Genomic DNA, 18238 nt, shown 5'->3' on the forward strand with positions numbered 1-18238 from the left:
ATGCCAATAGTAGAAATTACAGATTCACTTGCACTTTCCCGGAAGCTTTGGCATCCACCTTGACGATGCGTTTCACTTCGTGCTCATACTCCCAATCTGTTTTCGCGTTCAGCTCGTGGCAACGCATCAGCGCATGGTAAAGCGCGAAGCCAAAATCGACATGCTTCATCTCGTAGCGCGTAGCGTGTGCCTTTGGCAATGCCGTATTGAAAATCTCGATCTGATACGTAGCCTTTTCCCGCTTCTCCCTGACCGGGACGATGTAGCCCATCTGCTTCAGGACAAATCCGTAGTCAAACTCGCCCTCGTCGTCAAAGTCAATCGTATCGTCGGACGTCGCCAGACATTCCAGCAGCGTGCCCATATCCAGCATGTCAAAGCAGGCCGGCTTGGGCAGCGCCAATACCGAGCCATCCTGATTCACGAAGTAAATATGGTCGCGATAGTGAAAGATCAGCTCATCCTCGGGAACTTCCTCCGTGAACATCCAAAAGCTTTGCGGAATAAGCAAGCGCCAGATTTGCGCAGGTTTCGCGTTCATCAATTCCATGGCAGGGTCCCTCCTTTTCCCTACCAGTTTTGGCAAAACGCGCCTCTGCTATTCAGCCCGCTCCATGAAGGCGCGCCAGTCTCCGTGCTCCACTCTGGTCCCGACCCGCTTCACATAGGCTTCATCCAAATAGCGGTAAACGTACACCTCTACCTCTTGCCCAGTCTCTCGGACACAGGCTGTTACGGGAATCCGCTCGTACTCGTTTCGCGAGTCTCCCTCGCCGTAGTAGGTTTCCAGCTCGTCGAGACCAGCCAGCGCCTTTTCGTACACCTCAGGGGCAAAATCGACGATCTCGCCTGCCACTTCTCCCGCGTCTGTCATGAGCAAGCCGGGGTAGCCTTCTGGCAAATGATAGATTTCCCCCTTGATCGTCGCCCTTGTTTTGGTATGCGGGAACGGTTTGATATAACCGCTGTCATTATGAAAGCCGGACAATAATGTGCCATAGACGAAAACAGGCAGTTGCTTTGGCAAAACGATTCACTCCAGTCAGTTGGCTGATGTTGTAAAAGAAAAAAGGGTGTCTTGTATCACGAAAATTTTGTATATTTATGCTATATATAATTTTTTCATGTCTCTCAAAGAGACAAAGGGGGAGAGAAATTTGGAAAAGAGAAAGATTAATCGGCTGCTGGTAGCAAACCGCGGAGAAATCGCGATTCGCATTTTCCGTGCGGCTACCGAGCTGGGCATCCGTACTGTAGCGATTTACTCTGAGCAAGACAACGTCTCGATTCATCGTTTCAAAGCGGACGAGTCCTATTTGGTCGGTGCCGGAAAAGGCCCGATCGAAGCTTACCTGGACATCGACAGCATCATCGAGATCGCCAAGCGCAACGATATCGATGCGATCCACCCCGGCTATGGATTCCTCGCCGAAAACGCCGATTTCGCCAAACGCTGCCAGGAGGAAGGAATTATTTTCATCGGTCCTTCTTCCGAGTTGATCGAGAAATTCGGCGACAAGGTCGAAGCGAGAAAGCTTGCCATCGAAGCACAAATCCCGGTCATTCCAGGCACGCCGGAGCCGATTGAGACTTTGCAGGAGGCCCTGCTGTTCGCCAAGGAATACGGCTATCCGATCATCATCAAAGGCGTCTCCGGCGGTGGCGGTCGCGGAATGCGCATCGTCCGCAGCCAGGACGAGCTGCAAGACTCGCTTGATCGCGCCCGTTCAGAAGCGCGTTCCTCCTTCGGCAACGCCAAAGTATACCTGGAGCGCTATCTGGAGCAGCCAAAGCATATCGAAGTGCAAATTCTCGGCGACAACCACGGAAACATCGTGCACTTGTTCGAACGCGATTGCTCGGTGCAACGACGCCATCAAAAAGTGGTCGAAGTGGCGCCAAGCCTTTCTCTCGACGATAGCCTGCGCGAAGAAATTTGCCAGGCAGCTCTCACCCTGATGAAAAAAGCTGGCTATTCCAACGCAGGGACGGTCGAGTTTTTGCTCACGCCGGACAAGCGCTTTTATTTTATTGAAGTCAATCCGCGGATTCAAGTGGAACATACGATCACCGAGCTGATTACCGGCATCGATATCGTGCAGTCTCAAATTCGCGTCGCGGAAGGACACGCCCTCTCCGATCCGGAAATCGGGATCGCCTCGCAGTCCCAGATTCAAATGAGCGGCTATGCGATCCAGTGTCGCGTAACGACAGAAGATGCAGAAAACAACTTCCTGCCAGACGCGGGCCGTCTGTCAGCCTGGCGTTCCGGCGGTGGCTTCGGCGTCCGTCTCGACGGCGGAAACGGCTACCCTGGCGCGATTATTACACCGTTCTACGACTCTTTGCTGGTGAAAATCTCCACGTACGGAACCAGCTTTGATCAAGCTGCGCGCAAAATGCTGCGTACGCTGCGGGAGTTCCGCATCCGCGGTGTGAAAACCAACTTGCCTTTCCTGGAGAATGTCGTCACACACGCTGATTTCCTCAGCGGCAACTACGACACCTCCTTCATTGATACAAAACCGGAGCTGTTCGTGTTCCCCGGCCGTCAGGACAGGGGTTCCAAATTACTATCGTACATCGGCAATACGATTGTCAACGGCTATCCGGGCATGGCAAAGCCGGACAAAAAGCCGCACTTTGACTCGCCGCGCATTCCGCGCACACCGTTTACCCAACCGTACCCGGATGGAACGAAGCAAATTTTGGACAAAGACGGAGCGGATGGCCTGGTTCGCTGGATTCAGGAGCAAAAGCAGGTGCTCGTAACCGATACGACATTCCGCGACGCCCACCAGTCGCTGTTTGCCACGCGCGTGCGCACGTACGACCTCGCGTCGATTGCCGAAGCGACGGGCAAGCTTGGCTCGGGACTGTTCTCTTTGGAAATGTGGGGCGGCGCTACGTTTGACACCTCCATGCGCTTTTTGCAGGAATCGCCTTGGGAGCGGCTGCAGATTTTGCGCCAGCGCATCCCGAATGTGCTGTTCCAGATGCTTTTGCGCGGGGCAAACGGGGTTGGCTACACGAACTACCCGGACAACGTCATCCATGCGTTCGTCAAGGCTTCGGCGGAAAACGGCATTGATGTCTTCCGCATCTTCGACAGCCTGAACTGGCTACCAGGCATGCAGACGGCCATCGACGCCGTGCGCGAAACAGGCAAGGTGGCGGAAGCGGCGATTTGCTACACAGGCGACATCCTCGACCCGAGCAAAACGAAATACACGCTGTCCTACTACGTCAACCTGGCGAAAGAACTGGAAAAAGCAGGCGCGCACATTTTGGCGATCAAGGATATGGCCGGATTGCTGAAGCCTTACGCCGCTTACGAGCTGGTTCGCGCCTTGAAACAGGAAATCGGCATTCCGATTCACCTGCACACGCACGATACGTCTGGCAACGGTGCGGCCATGCTGCTCAAAGCCGTCGAAGCAGGAGTCGATATCGTCGACGCGTGCGTCAGCTCCATGTCGGGCTTGACCTCGCAGCCAAGCCTCAACGGATTGATCGCGAGCCTCGCCCATACCGAACGCGAGACGGGTTTGTCGCTTGATTCGTTCAACAAGCTGTCCGATTACTGGGAAGATGTCAGACCGTACTACCAAGGCTTTGAAAGCGGCATGAAAGCGAGCAATACCGAAGTATACGTGCACGAAATGCCAGGCGGTCAGTACACCAATCTGGAGCAGCAGGCAAAAGCTGTCGGCTTGGAAGGCCGTTGGGACGAAGTCAAGCACATGTACGCCGTCGTCAACCAAATGTGCGGGGATATCGTCAAAGTCACTCCGTCTTCGAAAGTCGTCGGCGATCTGGCCTTGTTTATGGTGCAAAACAACCTGAACGAAGAAAATATTTGGGAGAAAGGCGAACGCCTCGACTTCCCTGATTCCGTCATTCAGTTTTTCCAAGGCTATCTGGGTCAACCGCCAGGCGGCTTCCCGAAAAAGCTGCAAGAACTCGTGCTGAAAGGCCGCGATGCCTTTACAGCTCGTCCTGGAGAGTTGCTTGCGCCGATCGACTTCGCCCAGGTGACATCGGAGCTGGCTGAAAAAATCGGCCGCGAGCCGAGCGAGCTGGATGTGCTCTCGTACATCATGTACCCGCAGGTTTACCTGCAATTTGACCAGCGCCTGAAAGAATACGGCGACCTGTCCGTCCTGAACACATCGACGTTCTTCTACGGCCTGCGTCCTGGCGAGGAAACCGCGATTACGATTGAGCGCGGAAAAACATTGATCATCAAGCTGGTCGCTGTCGGCGAGCTTCATCCGGATGGACGCCGCATCATCTACTTCGAGCTGAACGGTCAGCCGCGGGAAATTTTCGTTCGCGACCAGTCGGCAAAAGTCTCGGAGACGATTCGCCGAAAAGCAGACCCGCAAAATTCCGCTCACCTCGGTGCTTCCATGCCAGGCAAGGTATTGAAGGTACTCGTGGCAGAGGGCGACAAAGTGCGCAAAGGCGAACACCTTCTCGTCAGCGAAGCGATGAAAATGGAGACGACGATCCAGGCACCGCAAGACGGCAAAGTCAAAGCCGTTTACGTAAAAGCGGGCGAAGCGATCGAAACTGGCGATCTGCTCATTGAAATGGAGTAGTCATCGTCTATAATGAAAGGTAACAGACGATGGTTTCCATCGAAATCCAATTGTTCGTGGTGAGGTGATCGACTTGAAATTGGACCGAGTCAGCCAAATTCCTTACAGCTCCCGAGTCGGCCGCTATCATTTTCAAATGGTACAGGCGAAGCTCAGCTCTCCTGTCGAGCCGATTTTCGGATATAGTCTGCAGCCTTACTATACCCGGCAGCAACAGTGGATGACTGATCTCTCCGATTCCTTGTCCCGCCTGTACCGCTTTTTTGCTGACCTGGATCAAGCTGCCCAAGAGTTTGACCCCGCGCGACCGGAAAGTGCCATCAACCAACGGACTGTCGTCTCCTCTCAACCGGAGGCGGCAGCCGTCAAACCCGGTCCGCGAGCAACGAACGGCACGCACCGTCTGTCCATCGGCTCCCTAGCGAGCGGACAGACCAACACAGGCACAGCATTGCCGGGTGATTTCCCGACACTTGTAACCGAAGGCCCGCAACAGTTTAGCCTGCACTTCGGCGAGCAAGAGGAGTTGTTTGCCTATTATTCGCATGGCAAAGACACGCACGCGGACAGTCTGCGTTCGGTTGCCGAAGCACTGCGCAACAGCTCGCTTCCCGTAGATGTCCGCCAGAAATCCGAAGGGCAGTATGTAGCGTTGAGCGTTTCTTCGCGCAAAACAGGAGCCGGCGAGTCTTTTGACTTGCAGGATGTGAGCGGAAATACGATCCGTGTGCTCGGCCTTGACCGCGCGACGACAAGCGCCGCTGACGCTATGTTTGTGTGGAATGGAAGGCGGGATTCAAGCCCTTCCAACCACGTTTGGCTCACGAACGATGCCGTACAAGTCTCCATGCTTCAAACAACAGCTACAGACATTGTCGTCGAGATTGCGCCTGACTACGATCGGCTTTTGCAAAAGACGCACGCGTTCGTCAACCGCTACAACCAGTTGCACGACTTTTTGACAGAGCAGGCATCTGCCTTGTCATCGCAAAAGCTTGATCCGTTCGCACATATAACCCGAGCGTCCAGAGGAACACTCGACCGTTACGGGCTTGGCTTTCGCAAAGATGGATCGTTGTCCTTCGATGAGCAAGTCTGGCGTGAGGCCACTTCTGCGCATGTTTCCGGCTTTGTCGACGAAATGACTCGCCTCTCCCGCGCGATTCGCGAGGAGGTCGTCAAGGTGCAGAGCAAGCCGTTTGGCTCGTTCTCCCAAGCCTACACAGCCGCAACATCGGCCAATCCGTACCACAACACTTCCGCCTCGGGAATGAACTACCGCTACGTGGCGCAAACAGGCTTGTTCCTCAACCAGCTCTGGTAGAGAAGCGTGCTGATGAAAGCAAAAAACAGGTATGCCCCGCAATAGGCGCATACCTGTTTTCATTTTTTAACCCCGGTCCATCAACTCTTCCAAGTCGTGATCGTCTACCCTCTTCCTTCCCGGATGGCACTGAACAGGCATCTCGTCGTGCTTTTTAAAAAGCGACTGCATCTTGTCCACAAACTGCGGAACGGAGTCGAGAATCCGGTCGTACAGATGCGTCGTATTTTCCAGCGGTATGGAGCGTATTCCTTGTTTTCCGACGACCAAAAAGGCCACGGGTGTAATCGAGACACCGCCCCCGCTACCGCCGCCAAACGGATGTCCATCGATTCCCTGGTGATGCTGGTCGTAGTGAAATTCGCTACCTCCAGCAGCAAAGCCGAATCCCACTTTGGAGATAGGGAGAATCACACTGCCGTCCGGCGTCTCGACAGGATCGCCAATAATCGTGTTCACGTCCACCATTTGCTTGAGATTTTCCATCGCTGTTCTCATGAGGCCCTGAATCGGGTGGTCTGCCATAGTAAGCTGCTCCTCCTTCCTGCATGTCTCATCTATTAACATTCCCCCAACAATTTCAGAGCATGTACAGGAACGCGGCTACATGACGGAAAGCGTCACGGTTTTTTGTGCTGGTTCATGCTTGCGATGGGCTTGTATGCCATTTGCGCTGGCCTGTTTTCCTGATCCGCCAGGCAATTTTCAGCAGCGAAAACAGAAAGTGCCCCAAGTAAAAGCGAAAGACACAGCGAAACGTTGTCTGGATCACCGCATCATTCCACACGGGCTGGACGCTCATCGCAGGCATCGTCCGCAGCGAGATCGAGTGTGACAACACCCCGACAATCAAGCTTTTCACGCCCCAGATCACTCCGGTGATGGCTCCTGTTTCCGCAGCCTGCCCTGTGCCGAGCAACGTATGCCATTCCAGCTTGGTGCAGTGAATCTGCTTGCACAAATCGCGAAAAAGCGGCAGCAAATCCCGCACGCGATCGACCAGCTCCCGATAGTTGTGATACCATCTTTTTACTTGGCGGCGGGTAAAGTCTTTGATTTTTTCCTGCACCTTGCTTCCTTGCTCGATCGTCTCCACCTTTGCCACCAGCTCCGGGCCTGCCGGGGACACTTTGAACAGCAAAATCGGCAACTCGTATTTTCGGGAAAAAAGGCCATGCCACGCCTCAAGCTCCACTTCCAGTTGATCGTCTTCCTCTTTTCGATGATAATAGCAACTGATTTTTACTGGGGTAATCACAAGCAGCAGCAATAAGACAAGCAATCCGAGAAATACCCAGGCCCACAAAAAAATCCCACCCTTTCCACGTTAGTATGAGTGGAAAGAGCAGGAAATATGTCCGTGACGATATGTTAATCCAGCACGTATACTTTGACGCCCTGCTTCATGCCGTAGTTTTCGGCTTCCTGCAAGGTCGGCAAATACAAGTCGACGTGACGCTGCTTAACGGCACCGCCAATGTCTGCGGCAACTGCGTAGCCGTAACCATCGATGTACAGATGGCTGCCGAGCGGAATGACAGCCGGATCGACAGCGACGACACCTTCACGGAGCGGGTACTCCAAATACGACAGGATCGGCTGGTTCGGGTTGCTGTAGGCGGTCGTCTGCACGGTCAGCGCCTGCTTGTAGGCCGTCCCGTTGAACAGCTGCTGCCCGCTTTTGGAAGCTTGGCCGCTGACGAGGTGCACGGCCGCATACGTGGCTGCCTCCGCTCTCGTCATCCGGTTTTTCGGCTTCAGCGTGCCGTCGCCATAGGCGCTCATCAAGCCTTTTTCCAAGGCGTACACGAGCGGACGCTGGTAGCCCTTATCCACGCTGCGCCCATCCGGGTATTTGGCCAACGTCTGAACCGTCGTCGACCATTTAAGCTGATTGACGACACCGCTATCGCCCATCGTTCGAATCAAAATCGAAGCAAGCTCCTCTCTCGTAACAAGCTCCTCCGGTTTCAAAAATACTTGGCTTCCTTGTTTGGTGCCATGGACGATTCCAAGGCGATAGGCAGTTTCCGCATATGGTGCCATCCAACTGTCTGACGGAATGTCAGCAAACGGTGACTGGCTCGCTGTGCCTGGCTCTATCCCTTTTGCCTTGACAAACATCGTTACCAGTTCCCCGCGCGTAATCGGATCATCTGGCCGAAACGACTCGGTATCGCCAATGACTCCCGCTATGTATAATGTTTCAATTTCCTTTTTGGCCCAATGCTCTGCAATGTCTGTGTACGGTGTACTGCTCGTCTCGTTTGTCTTTGCCTCTGCAACCGGCGCGCCAATGACCAGCAAGGCTGCCAGCGAGGCCAGGATCATCTGTTTCCTCATCATCATCCTCCAGAAAAAAGATTCGAAGCCGTTTCGTTTCATTTTATCGAAACATTTCGTGAAAACAAGGGACAATTCTTCCCAGTTTCCTGTCCCTTCCCGCCAAGCGCGAACGACGCGCATTGGGGCTTTTCAGGAAAAAAGACTCTTGCTTTCCGCTGGCTGTCGCGGAAAAACAAGAGTCTGTTACGTCGCTTCTCTTCGTCACTTGGCAAAAATGTGCTTGCCGATTTGCACCACTTGCGGACGCGACCAAATCCATTTGGACGTGGCGGTCGCCGGGTTGAAGTAATAGAGGGCACCATTGGTTGGGTCCCAGCCCCGCACTGCTTCCCACGCTGCCCGGTAAGCCGTCTTGTTGGGGCTCAACCAGTACTGTCCATCATCGACTGCGGTAAAAGCGTACGGCTCGAAAATGACGCCCTTGAGCGTATTCGGAAAGTCTTTGGACTGAAGACGATTCAGGGCGACGGCCGCAACCGCTACTTGCCCCTTGAAGCTTTCGCCCCGTGCTTCCGAATAGACGAGCTGAGCGAGCATTTGCATCTCGTTCTGATTGACCGACACTTTTTTCAGTGAACGCCATGTATTTTCACCAGCGATCCCATCGGCTGGCAGACCGTATGCTTTTTGAAACTGGCGCACCGCCTGAGCCGTGTTCGCCCCAAAACTGCCATCCAGCTTGTCCTGATAATACCCCAATATTTGCAGGCGATACTGCAAGTCCCACACATCCCCGCTCTCGCTGCCGCGCTTTACAAGCGATGCCGCGTAAGATTCGGCAGGGAAGACAAACGCGACGGCAAGCATCGCCGCGAGCAGGGTCGTCAATGTTTTTTTCTGCCATGACATGAACATCCCCTCCTAACGCCACCATTCTACCCGCTGGCGAAAGTAGGTTCAATTCAAGCATTTTGGCAGCAGAGGTAACATCTGACTCGCTTTTGCCGACTTTATCCTTTGGGCCGGAAGATAAGCGCCATCAAAAAGCCAAACACAATGGCAGCGGATATCCCTGCACTGGTCACCTCAAAAATGCCGGTCACAACGCCGATCACCCCATGCTGCTCCGCTTCGGCCATCGCCCCGTGAACGAGCGCGTTGCCAAAGCTCGTAATCGGGACGGTCGCACCTGCTCCCGCGAACTGAACCAGCGGCTCATACAGCCCGAAGCCATCCAGGACGGCACCTGCGACAACGAGGGACGACATCGTATGAGCGGGGGTCAGCTTGACCACATCCATGAGGAATTGCCCGATGACACAGATGATCCCGCCTACGAGAAATGCCCATAAAAACGTCATGCTATCACTCTCCAGGTTACTCGGACTCTATGGCTACTGCGTGCGCGATACACGGGATGCTCTCTCCTTGCTGGTAGGAAATAGGCGATAACAACGCACCTGTGGCAACCAGCAGCATCCGCTTCCATTCGCCTGCCTTCATCCTCCGCAGCAAATGTCCGTAGGTGACCGTCGCGATGCAGCCACATCCGCTCCCGCCCGACCAGACGTTCGGATTGTCGCCGTAGATCAGCTTCCCGCAATCGACGTAGCGTTGCAGCGGAACCATGACATTATGCTTCGGCAGCAATTCCGACAAAATCGCGTGGCCGACTTTTCCCAAGTCACCCGTCACGACCAGATCGTAATAGTCGTGTGGCAACTGAAAGTCACGAAAATGCGATTCGATCGTCGTCAGCGCTGCCGGAGCCATGGCTGCCCCCATGTTGAACGGGTCAGTCATCCCCATGTCTACAACCCGTCCAATCGTCGCCCCTGCAATGTGCAGCCCCTGGCCTTGCTTGCCGACGACTGCTGCTCCCGCTCCGGTAACGGTCCACTGTGCCGTAGGCGGCTTCTGCGAGCCGTACTCTGTCGGGTAGCGGTACTGCTTCTCCGCCGCTCCATTATGGCTGGAGGTTGCCGCAAGCACGCAATCCGCAGATTGGCTGTCTACCAGTTGCGCAGCGAGCGCCAAGCCTTCCATCGCTGTCGAGCAAGCCCCGAAAATCCCGAGAAACGGAATCGCCAACGTCCTTGCGGAAAAGCTTGCCGAGATGATCTGGTTCATCAGATCGCCCGCCAGTAAAAAGTTGATCTGCTCCTTCGTCAGATTCGCCTTTTCGATCGCTTTGGAGCACGCCTCTTCCAGCAGCACTTTCTCCGCCTTCTCCCAGCTCTCCTGTCCTATCATCAAGTCTCCGTGCAGCGTATCAAAATCCTCGGCCAACGGCCCCTGAGCCTCAAATGGCCCGCCGATGGCAGCGTGGCCGAGAATGACCGGCCTGGAAGGAAACACCCACGACTGATGACCCTGGCGCATGTGTCACCCTCCCATCGTAATCAATGTTTTAATCAAGCCGATGACAAATGCGGCAGCAACACCAAACACAATCACAGAACCTGCGAGCTTGAACATGTTTCCCCCTACCCCAAGCACCAATCCTTCGCTGCGGTGCTCAATGGCGGCTGAGGTAATCGAGTTGGCAAATCCGGTCACCGGAACACTGGTGCCCGCCCCGGCCCATTGGGCGATCCGGTCGTACACGCCCAGTCCCGTCAAAAGCGCCGAGAGCAGAATCAGAACCGCGACAGTCGGGTTTCCCGCCGTTTTCTCGGTAAAGTCAAAGTAGCGGATGAACAGCTCGGTAATCCCCTGACCAATCAGGCAGATGACGCCGCCCACGATAAAGGCGCGGAAAAAATTGCGCACGAGAGGTCGCTTCGGCTCATGTCGCATCGCCAACTGCTGATACTCCTGCTGCACGGGGGTTAAATTCTTCTTTTTTTGATCGGCCATTCTTCTCTCACTCCTTTTTACCGTATTAAAAATGGCTTGACCTGGTCGATGATCGTCTGCAATTGTTCGGCGTCGCGCTGATACGTCTGTTTGGCTGTCTCGTTTTTTGTCCCGAGAGCAAACAGCTCCAGATCAGCCTGGCATTTTTTCAGAGTCGCAAAAGTCAGCTTCGTTGCCTGCGGAGCCGGAACCTGTATCTTGTCGTCATACAGATCGAGGTACAGCTCGCCTCCTTTGTCTACCTGGGCGAGAAACACATTTTCCAGCGCCACACCCGCTTTTTGCAGCTGCGTGCGTACCCATCTGCGGTTGTAGCCCGCCGTTGCCAACGGCTCGTCCATGATCACCCCATCCATGATGACGACCTGGCCTTCTTCTGCTGGCGGCACCGTCAGCTCCAACTGTTGAGCCGTCAGAGGCTGGTTTTCCGACTTCAGCAGTACACTCAGTTCCCCGTTTGTCTCCATGAGCGCAAATTCGACGTCTGCCACCCGAAACACGTTTTTGATTCGAAGCTGCTCCATTAAATCTTCTGCCGTCAGCCGCTCCCTTTTCAGGTTGTCCTCCATGATTTTCCCTTCTTTGATCAGCACGGTTGACTTGCCTTCGAACAAGTCGCGCATCACCTTGCTTTTCAGCGATACCCATTCCATCAAAACGGGGAAAATCGCAAACACACCCATGGAAATCAAACTGTGAAAAACAGGCCCGTCCATCTCCGTTGCCATGAAGGCTGCAATCGAGCCGATCGTAATCCCGACGATGTATTCAATGAACGTAAGCTGCTTGATTTGCCGCTTGCCAATAATTTTGGTAAGAAGGAACAAGTACGCCAACGCTCCTATGGAACGCAGCAAAATATTTAACCAGTCAGGCATGCTCCACCTCCATCAACCGTTGACCCTTGAAGAAAAGCCAAGAGAGAGAGCGTCTCTCCCTCTTGTTTTGCAGCATGGCTAGAAGCCTTTGTACTGTGGCTCTTCGTTCTCCAACTCGGTAACACGCTGTTGCAAGTTGTCCACAATCGTTTGCGTCTGCGCAGCTGCATCCGTGTACAGTTGCTTTGCTTGCTTGTTCTGCGTGCTAAGAGCGAACGACTCCAAATCTGCCTGTGCCCCTTTCAGGCTGGCAAGAGCCTGTTTTACCTGTGCTCCAACTGTCATAGCCAATCACCTCCCAACACATATAGAATCAGCCAGTACCGCGGAAATATGCGGTTAAGTTTGGTTTGTCGGCTGTAACGTTTTTCCATTTCATCGACTTTTTCCCCATAAAAAAAGGAAAGACACCCGCAGGTGCCTCTCCTCATCCACTTATGCAATTAGCCACGGCCAGCCAATTGTTGTTCAGCGAAAGCAACGAGACGTTTTGTGATCTCGCCACCAACTGAACCGTTTTGACGGGAAGTGGTGTCCGGACCAAGCTGAACGCCGAATTCAGAAGCGATTTCGTACTTCATTTGGTCCAGCGCTTGGTTAGCTTGAGGAACCACCAGATTGTTGCTGGATCTGTTGTTAGCCATCTGTAATCACCTCCTCGTCGTTGGTAGGTTTAATATGCGTGAAGTTTTCCTTGTTCATTCGCGATTTTTGTTTCCAATTTTAGACTCCAGCGAAAAAAGGACGTGTGCGATCTCAACTGCTGCCTCCGGGCACCGCAGCTTGTCCATGTGCGCGGCAAGCTCTCCCACGCGCCCAGAGCCGCGCAAGCCCCGAATGACTTCGCGAATCTCCTGCGGAGAGCGAGCGAGAATCGCCGCTTGCTGCTCTGTAAGAAACGCACTGTTGTACTGCTCCTGCCCTGGCAAAGGCTGATGCAAAATGAGCGGCGTGCGCAAAGCGAGCGCCTCCGCACAAGTGATTCCTCCCGGCTTGGTCACATACGCATCTGCCGCCCCGATCCATTGCCACATGCGCTCCTCGTAGCCTTTCACGACAAAACGGTGCCGCTCGCTCCACGGCGAAACCACGGTCTCCAGCCGCTTTTGCAAACTTGCATTTTTGCCCGTGATGACGACAATCTGTAACGGCTCCTCTTCCTCTGCCAATGTGCGAATCACTTCTTCCATCTGGCCGTATCCGCCCTCGCCGCCGCCAATCAGCACCGTAAATCGATCGACGGCAATGCCGAGCTGACTTTTCCAATCCGACTTGGTCTTACTCGCAGCATAATGGAAAGCACGGCGAATCGGGATGCCGCAAACATGCACTTTTTCAGCGGAAATGCGATAGCGATGCGTCAGCCTTTCCGCCATCTGCTCATGCGCTACCATATAAGCGTCAATTTGCGGGTGTATCCAGAAGCGGTTGACATGAAAGTCAGTAGGGACGCTCACCAGTTGAAAAGGCTTGTCCGCCTTTTGCTTGGCATAGGCGAGCGCCGACAGGCAGTAAGCATGTGTCGCCACCACGACGTCCGGCTGCTCCGCACGCAAAACACGCTGGAGCAACCTTGTCGAGAGCCACCAGCCCAGTGGCTTGGATAACGATCTTCCCCACATCTCATCTTGCTCGTACATTTTGTGCCAAACTGGCTTCGCATACCGCAGCATGTTCAGATAAAAAAAACGGGACAGCACCCGCAATCCCGGGCTGGCCGTCTGTAAGCCTCCGATCACCCGCGCAGATTGTGCGCCGTCCATGTTTTGCAATACTTCCTGGATCGCCTCTGCCGCTACTCGATGTCCGCTGCCTGCCCATTCCTCCGTGACCAGCAAAAAGCGCTTGGCCATCAGAAGGCATCCCCTGTCGTCGGCTTGCTCTGGCCGTAACGCTCCAAGAGCAATTCCTTGGACATGTAGACGCGCTTCAACGGCATATCTTGCTTCCACGTCTGCACGCGCTTTTTCCCGTTCGGGTGGACGATTCTGAGCATCAGTCGCAAATACCAGCGCTTGTAGCGGAAAAACCAGCTCATCGGTACGTCGGAAATGGAAAAGCCCAAAGGAGCCACGCCTTTGTGCAGCATGGTTGTGCCGACGATTCCCTTGATTTGCTCCCGTTCCTCCATCGCTTCCAGAAAAGCCGCCAGCCTCGGCAAGGATTGCAAAATATGCCTGCGCAATAACAAGGCTACTTTCAGTTCGTCTTTGACGCCCCTGCAAAGAGTGGCAAAGTAGTAGTTGTGAATATGTATTTTCAAAATCAGATCGCCGTCATGAATGATCCGCTCGTCTGACGTACGCAAAGACTCACCCCGATAACGCAAGGGAACGACCCGAAAAATATTGTTCCCTTTTTCAATATAGGTAAGTCTGGTGCACCGTTGGTAGATTTCATCCCAGTATCCCCATAGCATCAAGAGATTTGTGTTCATATGCAACGGTTCCTTTCCAGCGATGTTTACTTTGTAGTATTCCCCACTACCGCTTCCTTTCATTACCTGGTCAGGCCCTTTTCATCCGCCCCCACAGCATGATCAATGCGGCAGCAATCACGGGAAGCCACATGTGATTCAGCATCAGCGGATTGAGCCATTTCCACACGTACGGGTCTTCCAGACACATGTCCACAGCCGTAAACGCCAACACGCCGCCACCGATGATGACCAAACCTGGGAAACGGTTCATCAGCCGCGCGACCCAGACGCTTCCCCACATCAGCAGCGGGATGCTCATCCCCAGTCCAAGCAAAACCAGCCATATATCGCCATGTGCGGCTCCGCCAACCGCCAAAACATTGTCCAAACTCATTACAAAATCTGCTAATATAATCGTTCTGACCGCTTGGCCGATTGTCTGATTGTGCGCAACCTCTGTCGTCTCGTCGTGGCTGCTCAGCATCAGCTTGCAGGCAATCCAGAGCAGCAGCAACCCTCCGATCGCCTTTACAAGCGGAATGTCCAGCATCCACGTCATCACGCCTGTCAAGCCAATTCGCAATACAACAGCCCCAATCGTTCCATACATGATTGCACGGCTTCGCTCCCGTAAAGGCAAGCCCCGACAGGCCATTCCTATGATGACAGCATTGTCGCTGCTCAGTACCAGATCAATCATGAAAATATGCACCAGACCCAGCCAAAAATGCTCTCCCATCCCTGCCTCCCTGGTCCATGAAATGTTTGTCCATTCTACTTTATGCGACTAGAATCGGACCTATGATTGAATATTTTTCCGAAAAAAGGCGGTTTTCAGCGGATTTTGTCAACAAAAAAATTCCACAAAAAAACATTTTATCGCGAAATCGGGATATTTATACCTTGTCTAATCTTACCTTTTTCCCTTACGATTCTAGTGGGGTGGATAATGAGATGGTGGAGACTGTGACGCTTAACTTATTGCACGTTTCACGGAAAATTTTAGACTTGGCTCCAAGAATTACTACGATATGGATGCAGGAAATTGTTCGCAGTATGGAAATCCCTGTAACAATTCCTCGTGATTTTGCGGAGAAACGAACGGTTCTCTTAGCCCGTTATCTGGTGGAAGACGTAGACCAGGACATGCAGAACTGGGCACTGGATATGGGAGAGTGGCTGCGTTCGCAGGAGTTCCCCTTCTCCTCCATTTTGCGCACGTATCAGTTGTATCGAAACGTATTCTGGCGTGTGCTTCAGCCTGAACTGCAACATTGGTCCCTCTCTCCCCAGGACATGCACTATCTGGAAAAGCAACTGGGCAAAGCGATGGACGAGAGTGTCTTTTGGGCTGTCTATCATTTTGAGCAAATGATCAACAAAGAGCTCGTTCAAAAGGAAGAAACGATTTCTTACCTGCACAACGACAAGCTGACCATGCTGGGGAAAATCGCGGCCAACATGGCTCACGAGCTGCGCAATCCGCTCTGTGCCATTGAAGGCTTTCTCAAACTGATCAGTGAGTCGACGCAGGAGCAGGCACAATTGCAAACGTACATTCAGGTCGTCATGCATGAATTTGAAAACTTGCATCGGCAAATTACCGGCTTTCTCAGCTTTTCCAAAAAACCGATTCTCGATGAAATTTTCAAAACTGTCCAAGTTGAGCAACTGCTCGCTGAAGTAGAAACGCTGATTACTCCGAGACTTTTGGGAGAAAACATACGATTCGAAAAACAAATCCACCCCTGCTCTCTGGCTTGTTATGAGGAAGGCTTGAAACAGGTCGTCGTCAACTTGCTGAACAATGCGATTGACGCCGTGCAAAACCGAACGGACAAGTACGTCCACATTATCGCTACTGCTTCGGATGGCTGGCTTTATTTAAGTGTGGAAAACAACGGTGAAATGATTCCTCCCGACATTGTGGAGGTTCTGTTCCAGCCGTTCTTTACAACCAAACAAAACGGGACGGGCATTGGCTTGTCCATCTGTAAAAATATTATTGAGAAGCACAACGGCACCATCCATTGCGACTCCAACGAGAAGCGCACCCGTTTCGTCGTATCGCTTCCGATCGTAACAGTAGAAGAAGCTGTAGAGCCTGTGGAAGCGACCAACTGAATCCTGGTGGATTAGTATAATAGTCAAGTCAATCGCGCTTCTGTGAACACAAAAAAGCCTCCTGGTCATCAGGAGGCAATGCAAGAGATCCGTTACCTATACGTTCGGTAAGCGACCTTAGCCTTACTGTACACGAAAACATATGTTTCTACCACTGAAACCGTCAGACAGCTTTCGACATCGTTTTTCTGAAGCTTTTACGTTCATAAGCACTAAACCTGCTGCTTCGTTCATTCGTCTCTCGTCGGATGAAAGAAACCCGGACTGATTCTGTTTCTTTTTTGTTTTTTATACTTACGCGAATAAAAGACCTCTGGCATGCTGGACTGACGCAGCCACACGAGGTCTTTTTCTGTTGGATCGGTTGCTTGCGGATAGAGACGATGGGAGAATAACGAAAAAAGCAGAGAGCCGTTTAGCTCTCTGCTTTTACATATGGAGCGGGTGATGGGAATCGAACCCACGCGACCAGCTTGGAAGGCTGGAGTTCTACCATTGAACTACACCCGCATCGAACGAACTTGGTGCCGAGGACCGGACTTGAACCGGTACGGGAGAAACTCCCGACAGATTTTAAGTCTGTTGCGTCTGCCCATTCCGCCACCCCGGCAGCTTTTCACGAATCGTTAGGCAAATCATGGTCGGGAAGACAGGATTCGAACCTGCGACCCCTTGGTCCCAAGCCAAGTACTCTACCAAGCTGAGCTACTTCCCGACTTTGCTATTTCTCTTCCCTTTTAAGGTAAAGAGGCGTGCCCTGAGAGATTCGAACTCCCGACCTTTTGATTCGTAGTCAAACGCTCTATCCAGCTGAGCTAAGGGCACATGATATGGAGCGGACGACGGGTCTCGCTTCTACTGGCGCTGCTTCATCGATTTCCTGCCCGACAAGCCAGATTGGAAGTGCCCGTGACACTCTTCATTGATGCTCTTCAAGGGTAAACCCGGAACGGGTGAGAGACCCGAGAACATCTATGGAGCGGACGACGGGTCTCGAACCCGCGACCTTCGCCTTGGCAAGGCGACGCTCTACCAATTGAGCTACGTCCGCATGCTTGATAAGAAAATATGGTGCGGTCGAGAGGACTTGAACCTCCACGGTGTTGCCACCACTAGAACCTGAATCTAGCGCGTCTGCCAATTCCGCCACGACCGCCTATCCATTTTGTAAAAACTGGTGAGCCATGAAGGACTCGAACCTTCGACCCTCTGATTAAAAGTCAGATGCTCTACCAACTGAGCTAATGGCTCAAATACTGGTGGGGAGAGACGGATTCGAACCGCCGAACCCGGAGGGAACAGATTTACAGTCTGCCGCGTTTAGCCACTTCGCTATCTCCCCAGTAAATGGTGCCGGCAATAGGACTTGAACCCACAACCCCCTGATTACAAGTCAGGTGCTCTACCAATTGAGCTATACCGGCATACTATTTGATTATAGCATATCTTTCATAAAATGATCAATGTTTTTTAGTTTGATTAAAATATATTGTCATTTCATGAAAACGGCCACCTTGTAAAGATGGCGGAGCTGACGGGACTCGAACCCGCGACCTCCGGTGTGACAGACCGGCGTGAACTCCAACTTCACCACAGCTCCATGTTGTTAGTCCAAACCCAGTAAGGCGTGCGAATGTTGATCGCTTGGGCAAAGAGAAAATTTGGTTGCGGGAGCAGGATTTGAACCTGCGACCTTCGGGTTATGAGCCCGACGAGCTACCGAGCTGCTCCATCCCGCGACGAT

Annotated in this window: 18 protein-coding genes and 11 tRNA genes; 3 read left to right on the forward strand and 26 right to left on the reverse strand. The window is 53.0% G+C overall.

Annotated features, from left to right (window positions below; all coding sequences use genetic code 11):
• Window positions 1-16 precede the first annotated feature (16 nt).
• Both M2298_RS20930 and M2298_RS20935 read right to left on the reverse strand, forming a co-directional pair.
• Complete coding sequence (locus M2298_RS20930) at window positions 17-550, reverse strand: hypothetical protein (protein WP_173597798.1); 534 nt, start codon at window positions 548-550, stop codon at window positions 17-19.
• Between the two features lie 48 nt (window positions 551-598).
• Entirely contained in the window at window positions 599-1027 is a 429-nt protein-coding gene (locus M2298_RS20935; protein ID WP_242774986.1) for a gamma-glutamylcyclotransferase family protein, read from the reverse strand.
• A 130-nt stretch (window positions 1028-1157) separates the two neighbouring features.
• On the opposite strand from M2298_RS20935, the gene pyc reads away from it, so the two are divergent.
• Both pyc and fliD read left to right on the forward strand, forming a co-directional pair.
• Window positions 1158-4604 (forward strand): pyruvate carboxylase, encoded by a 3447-nt coding sequence (pyc, locus tag M2298_RS20940; protein ID WP_173599594.1) that lies wholly within the window; start codon window positions 1158-1160, stop codon window positions 4602-4604.
• A gap of 64 nt (window positions 4605-4668) precedes the next feature.
• Window positions 4669-5928 (forward strand): flagellar filament capping protein FliD, encoded by a 1260-nt coding sequence (gene fliD, locus M2298_RS20945; protein ID WP_280649049.1) that lies wholly within the window; start codon window positions 4669-4671, stop codon window positions 5926-5928.
• Window positions 5929-5994: 66 nt separating this feature from the next.
• On the opposite strand, the gene ytfJ is transcribed toward fliD, so the two are convergent.
• The 13 genes from ytfJ to M2298_RS21010 form a co-directional block, all read right to left on the reverse strand.
• Window positions 5995-6453, reverse strand: coding sequence for a GerW family sporulation protein (gene ytfJ / locus M2298_RS20950; protein ID WP_280649050.1), 459 nt, complete (start codon window positions 6451-6453; stop codon window positions 5995-5997).
• Window positions 6454-6568: 115 nt separating this feature from the next.
• Entirely contained in the window at window positions 6569-7234 is a 666-nt protein-coding gene (locus tag M2298_RS20955) for a DUF2953 domain-containing protein (protein ID WP_173599592.1), read from the reverse strand.
• A gap of 65 nt (window positions 7235-7299) precedes the next feature.
• Entirely contained in the window at window positions 7300-8271 is a 972-nt protein-coding gene (locus tag M2298_RS20960; protein WP_280649051.1) for an S-layer homology domain-containing protein, read from the reverse strand.
• 204 nt (window positions 8272-8475) lie between these two features.
• On the reverse strand, window positions 8476-9123 hold the full coding sequence (gene sleB / locus M2298_RS20965) for a spore cortex-lytic enzyme (protein WP_122964765.1): 648 nt from the start codon (window positions 9121-9123) through the stop codon (window positions 8476-8478).
• A 101-nt stretch (window positions 9124-9224) separates the two neighbouring features.
• Window positions 9225-9575: a stage V sporulation protein AE gene (spoVAE, locus tag M2298_RS20970; RefSeq protein WP_122964764.1), complete on the reverse strand. Its 351-nt coding sequence runs from the start codon at window positions 9573-9575 to the stop codon at window positions 9225-9227.
• 16 nt (window positions 9576-9591) lie between these two features.
• The gene (gene spoVAD, locus M2298_RS20975) at window positions 9592-10596 is read right to left on the reverse strand and encodes a stage V sporulation protein AD (RefSeq protein ID WP_063230691.1); all 1005 of its coding nucleotides are present in this window, start codon (window positions 10594-10596) and stop codon (window positions 9592-9594) included.
• Between the two features lie 3 nt (window positions 10597-10599).
• Window positions 10600-11073 carry a stage V sporulation protein AC gene (gene spoVAC, locus M2298_RS20980; RefSeq protein ID WP_063230692.1) on the reverse strand — a complete coding sequence of 158 codons (474 nt, stop codon included), beginning with the start codon at window positions 11071-11073 and terminating at the stop codon, window positions 10600-10602.
• Between the two features lie 17 nt (window positions 11074-11090).
• On the reverse strand, window positions 11091-11951 hold the full coding sequence (locus tag M2298_RS20985; protein ID WP_122964762.1) for a DUF421 domain-containing protein: 861 nt from the start codon (window positions 11949-11951) through the stop codon (window positions 11091-11093).
• 78 nt (window positions 11952-12029) lie between these two features.
• A complete protein-coding gene (locus M2298_RS20990; RefSeq protein ID WP_063230694.1) occupies window positions 12030-12236 on the reverse strand; it encodes a DUF1657 domain-containing protein in 207 nt (68 codons plus the stop codon).
• 158 nt (window positions 12237-12394) lie between these two features.
• Window positions 12395-12595, reverse strand: a complete 201-nt coding sequence (locus tag M2298_RS20995) for an alpha/beta-type small acid-soluble spore protein (protein ID WP_063230695.1) — start codon at window positions 12593-12595, stop codon at window positions 12395-12397.
• Window positions 12596-12649: 54 nt separating this feature from the next.
• Window positions 12650-13804, reverse strand: a complete 1155-nt coding sequence (locus M2298_RS21000) for an MGDG synthase family glycosyltransferase (RefSeq protein ID WP_173597803.1) — start codon at window positions 13802-13804, stop codon at window positions 12650-12652.
• Window positions 13804-14388 carry a YkoP family protein gene (locus M2298_RS21005; RefSeq protein WP_122964840.1) on the reverse strand — a complete coding sequence of 195 codons (585 nt, stop codon included), beginning with the start codon at window positions 14386-14388 and terminating at the stop codon, window positions 13804-13806. The genes M2298_RS21000 and M2298_RS21005 overlap by 1 nt, the downstream gene beginning before the upstream one ends.
• A gap of 70 nt (window positions 14389-14458) precedes the next feature.
• Window positions 14459-15109, reverse strand: a complete 651-nt coding sequence (locus M2298_RS21010) for a TerC family protein (protein ID WP_122964760.1) — start codon at window positions 15107-15109, stop codon at window positions 14459-14461.
• Between the two features lie 215 nt (window positions 15110-15324).
• On the opposite strand from M2298_RS21010, the gene M2298_RS21015 reads away from it, so the two are divergent.
• Window positions 15325-16494 carry a sensor histidine kinase gene (locus M2298_RS21015; RefSeq protein ID WP_122964759.1) on the forward strand — a complete coding sequence of 390 codons (1170 nt, stop codon included), beginning with the start codon at window positions 15325-15327 and terminating at the stop codon, window positions 16492-16494.
• A 436-nt stretch (window positions 16495-16930) separates the two neighbouring features.
• On the opposite strand, the gene M2298_RS21020 is transcribed toward M2298_RS21015, so the two are convergent.
• The 11 genes from M2298_RS21020 to M2298_RS21070 all read right to left on the reverse strand — a co-directional run bounded on the left by M2298_RS21020 (window position 16931) and on the right by M2298_RS21070 (window position 18233).
• Window positions 16931-17004, reverse strand: a tRNA-Gly gene (locus M2298_RS21020).
• A 12-nt stretch (window positions 17005-17016) separates the two neighbouring features.
• Window positions 17017-17104 (reverse strand) — tRNA-Leu (locus M2298_RS21025).
• Window positions 17105-17132: 28 nt separating this feature from the next.
• Window positions 17133-17209 (reverse strand) — tRNA-Pro (locus M2298_RS21030).
• Window positions 17210-17245: 36 nt separating this feature from the next.
• A tRNA-Arg gene (locus M2298_RS21035) sits at window positions 17246-17319 on the reverse strand.
• A 150-nt stretch (window positions 17320-17469) separates the two neighbouring features.
• Window positions 17470-17545 (reverse strand) — tRNA-Gly (locus tag M2298_RS21040).
• Window positions 17546-17563: 18 nt separating this feature from the next.
• Window positions 17564-17650, reverse strand: a tRNA-Leu gene (locus M2298_RS21045).
• Window positions 17651-17669: 19 nt separating this feature from the next.
• Window positions 17670-17745, reverse strand: a tRNA-Lys gene (locus M2298_RS21050).
• 6 nt (window positions 17746-17751) lie between these two features.
• Window positions 17752-17836 (reverse strand) — tRNA-Tyr (locus tag M2298_RS21055).
• Window positions 17837-17842: 6 nt separating this feature from the next.
• Window positions 17843-17918 (reverse strand) — tRNA-Thr (locus M2298_RS21060).
• Between the two features lie 99 nt (window positions 17919-18017).
• A tRNA-Asp gene (locus M2298_RS21065) sits at window positions 18018-18094 on the reverse strand.
• 62 nt (window positions 18095-18156) lie between these two features.
• Window positions 18157-18233: transfer RNA gene (locus M2298_RS21070), tRNA-Met, on the reverse strand.
• Window positions 18234-18238 lie beyond the last annotated feature (5 nt).

The organism is Brevibacillus sp. 1238 (genome assembly GCF_029892995.1).
Classification (GTDB): Bacteria; Bacillota; Bacilli; order Brevibacillales; family Brevibacillaceae; genus Brevibacillus; species Brevibacillus parabrevis.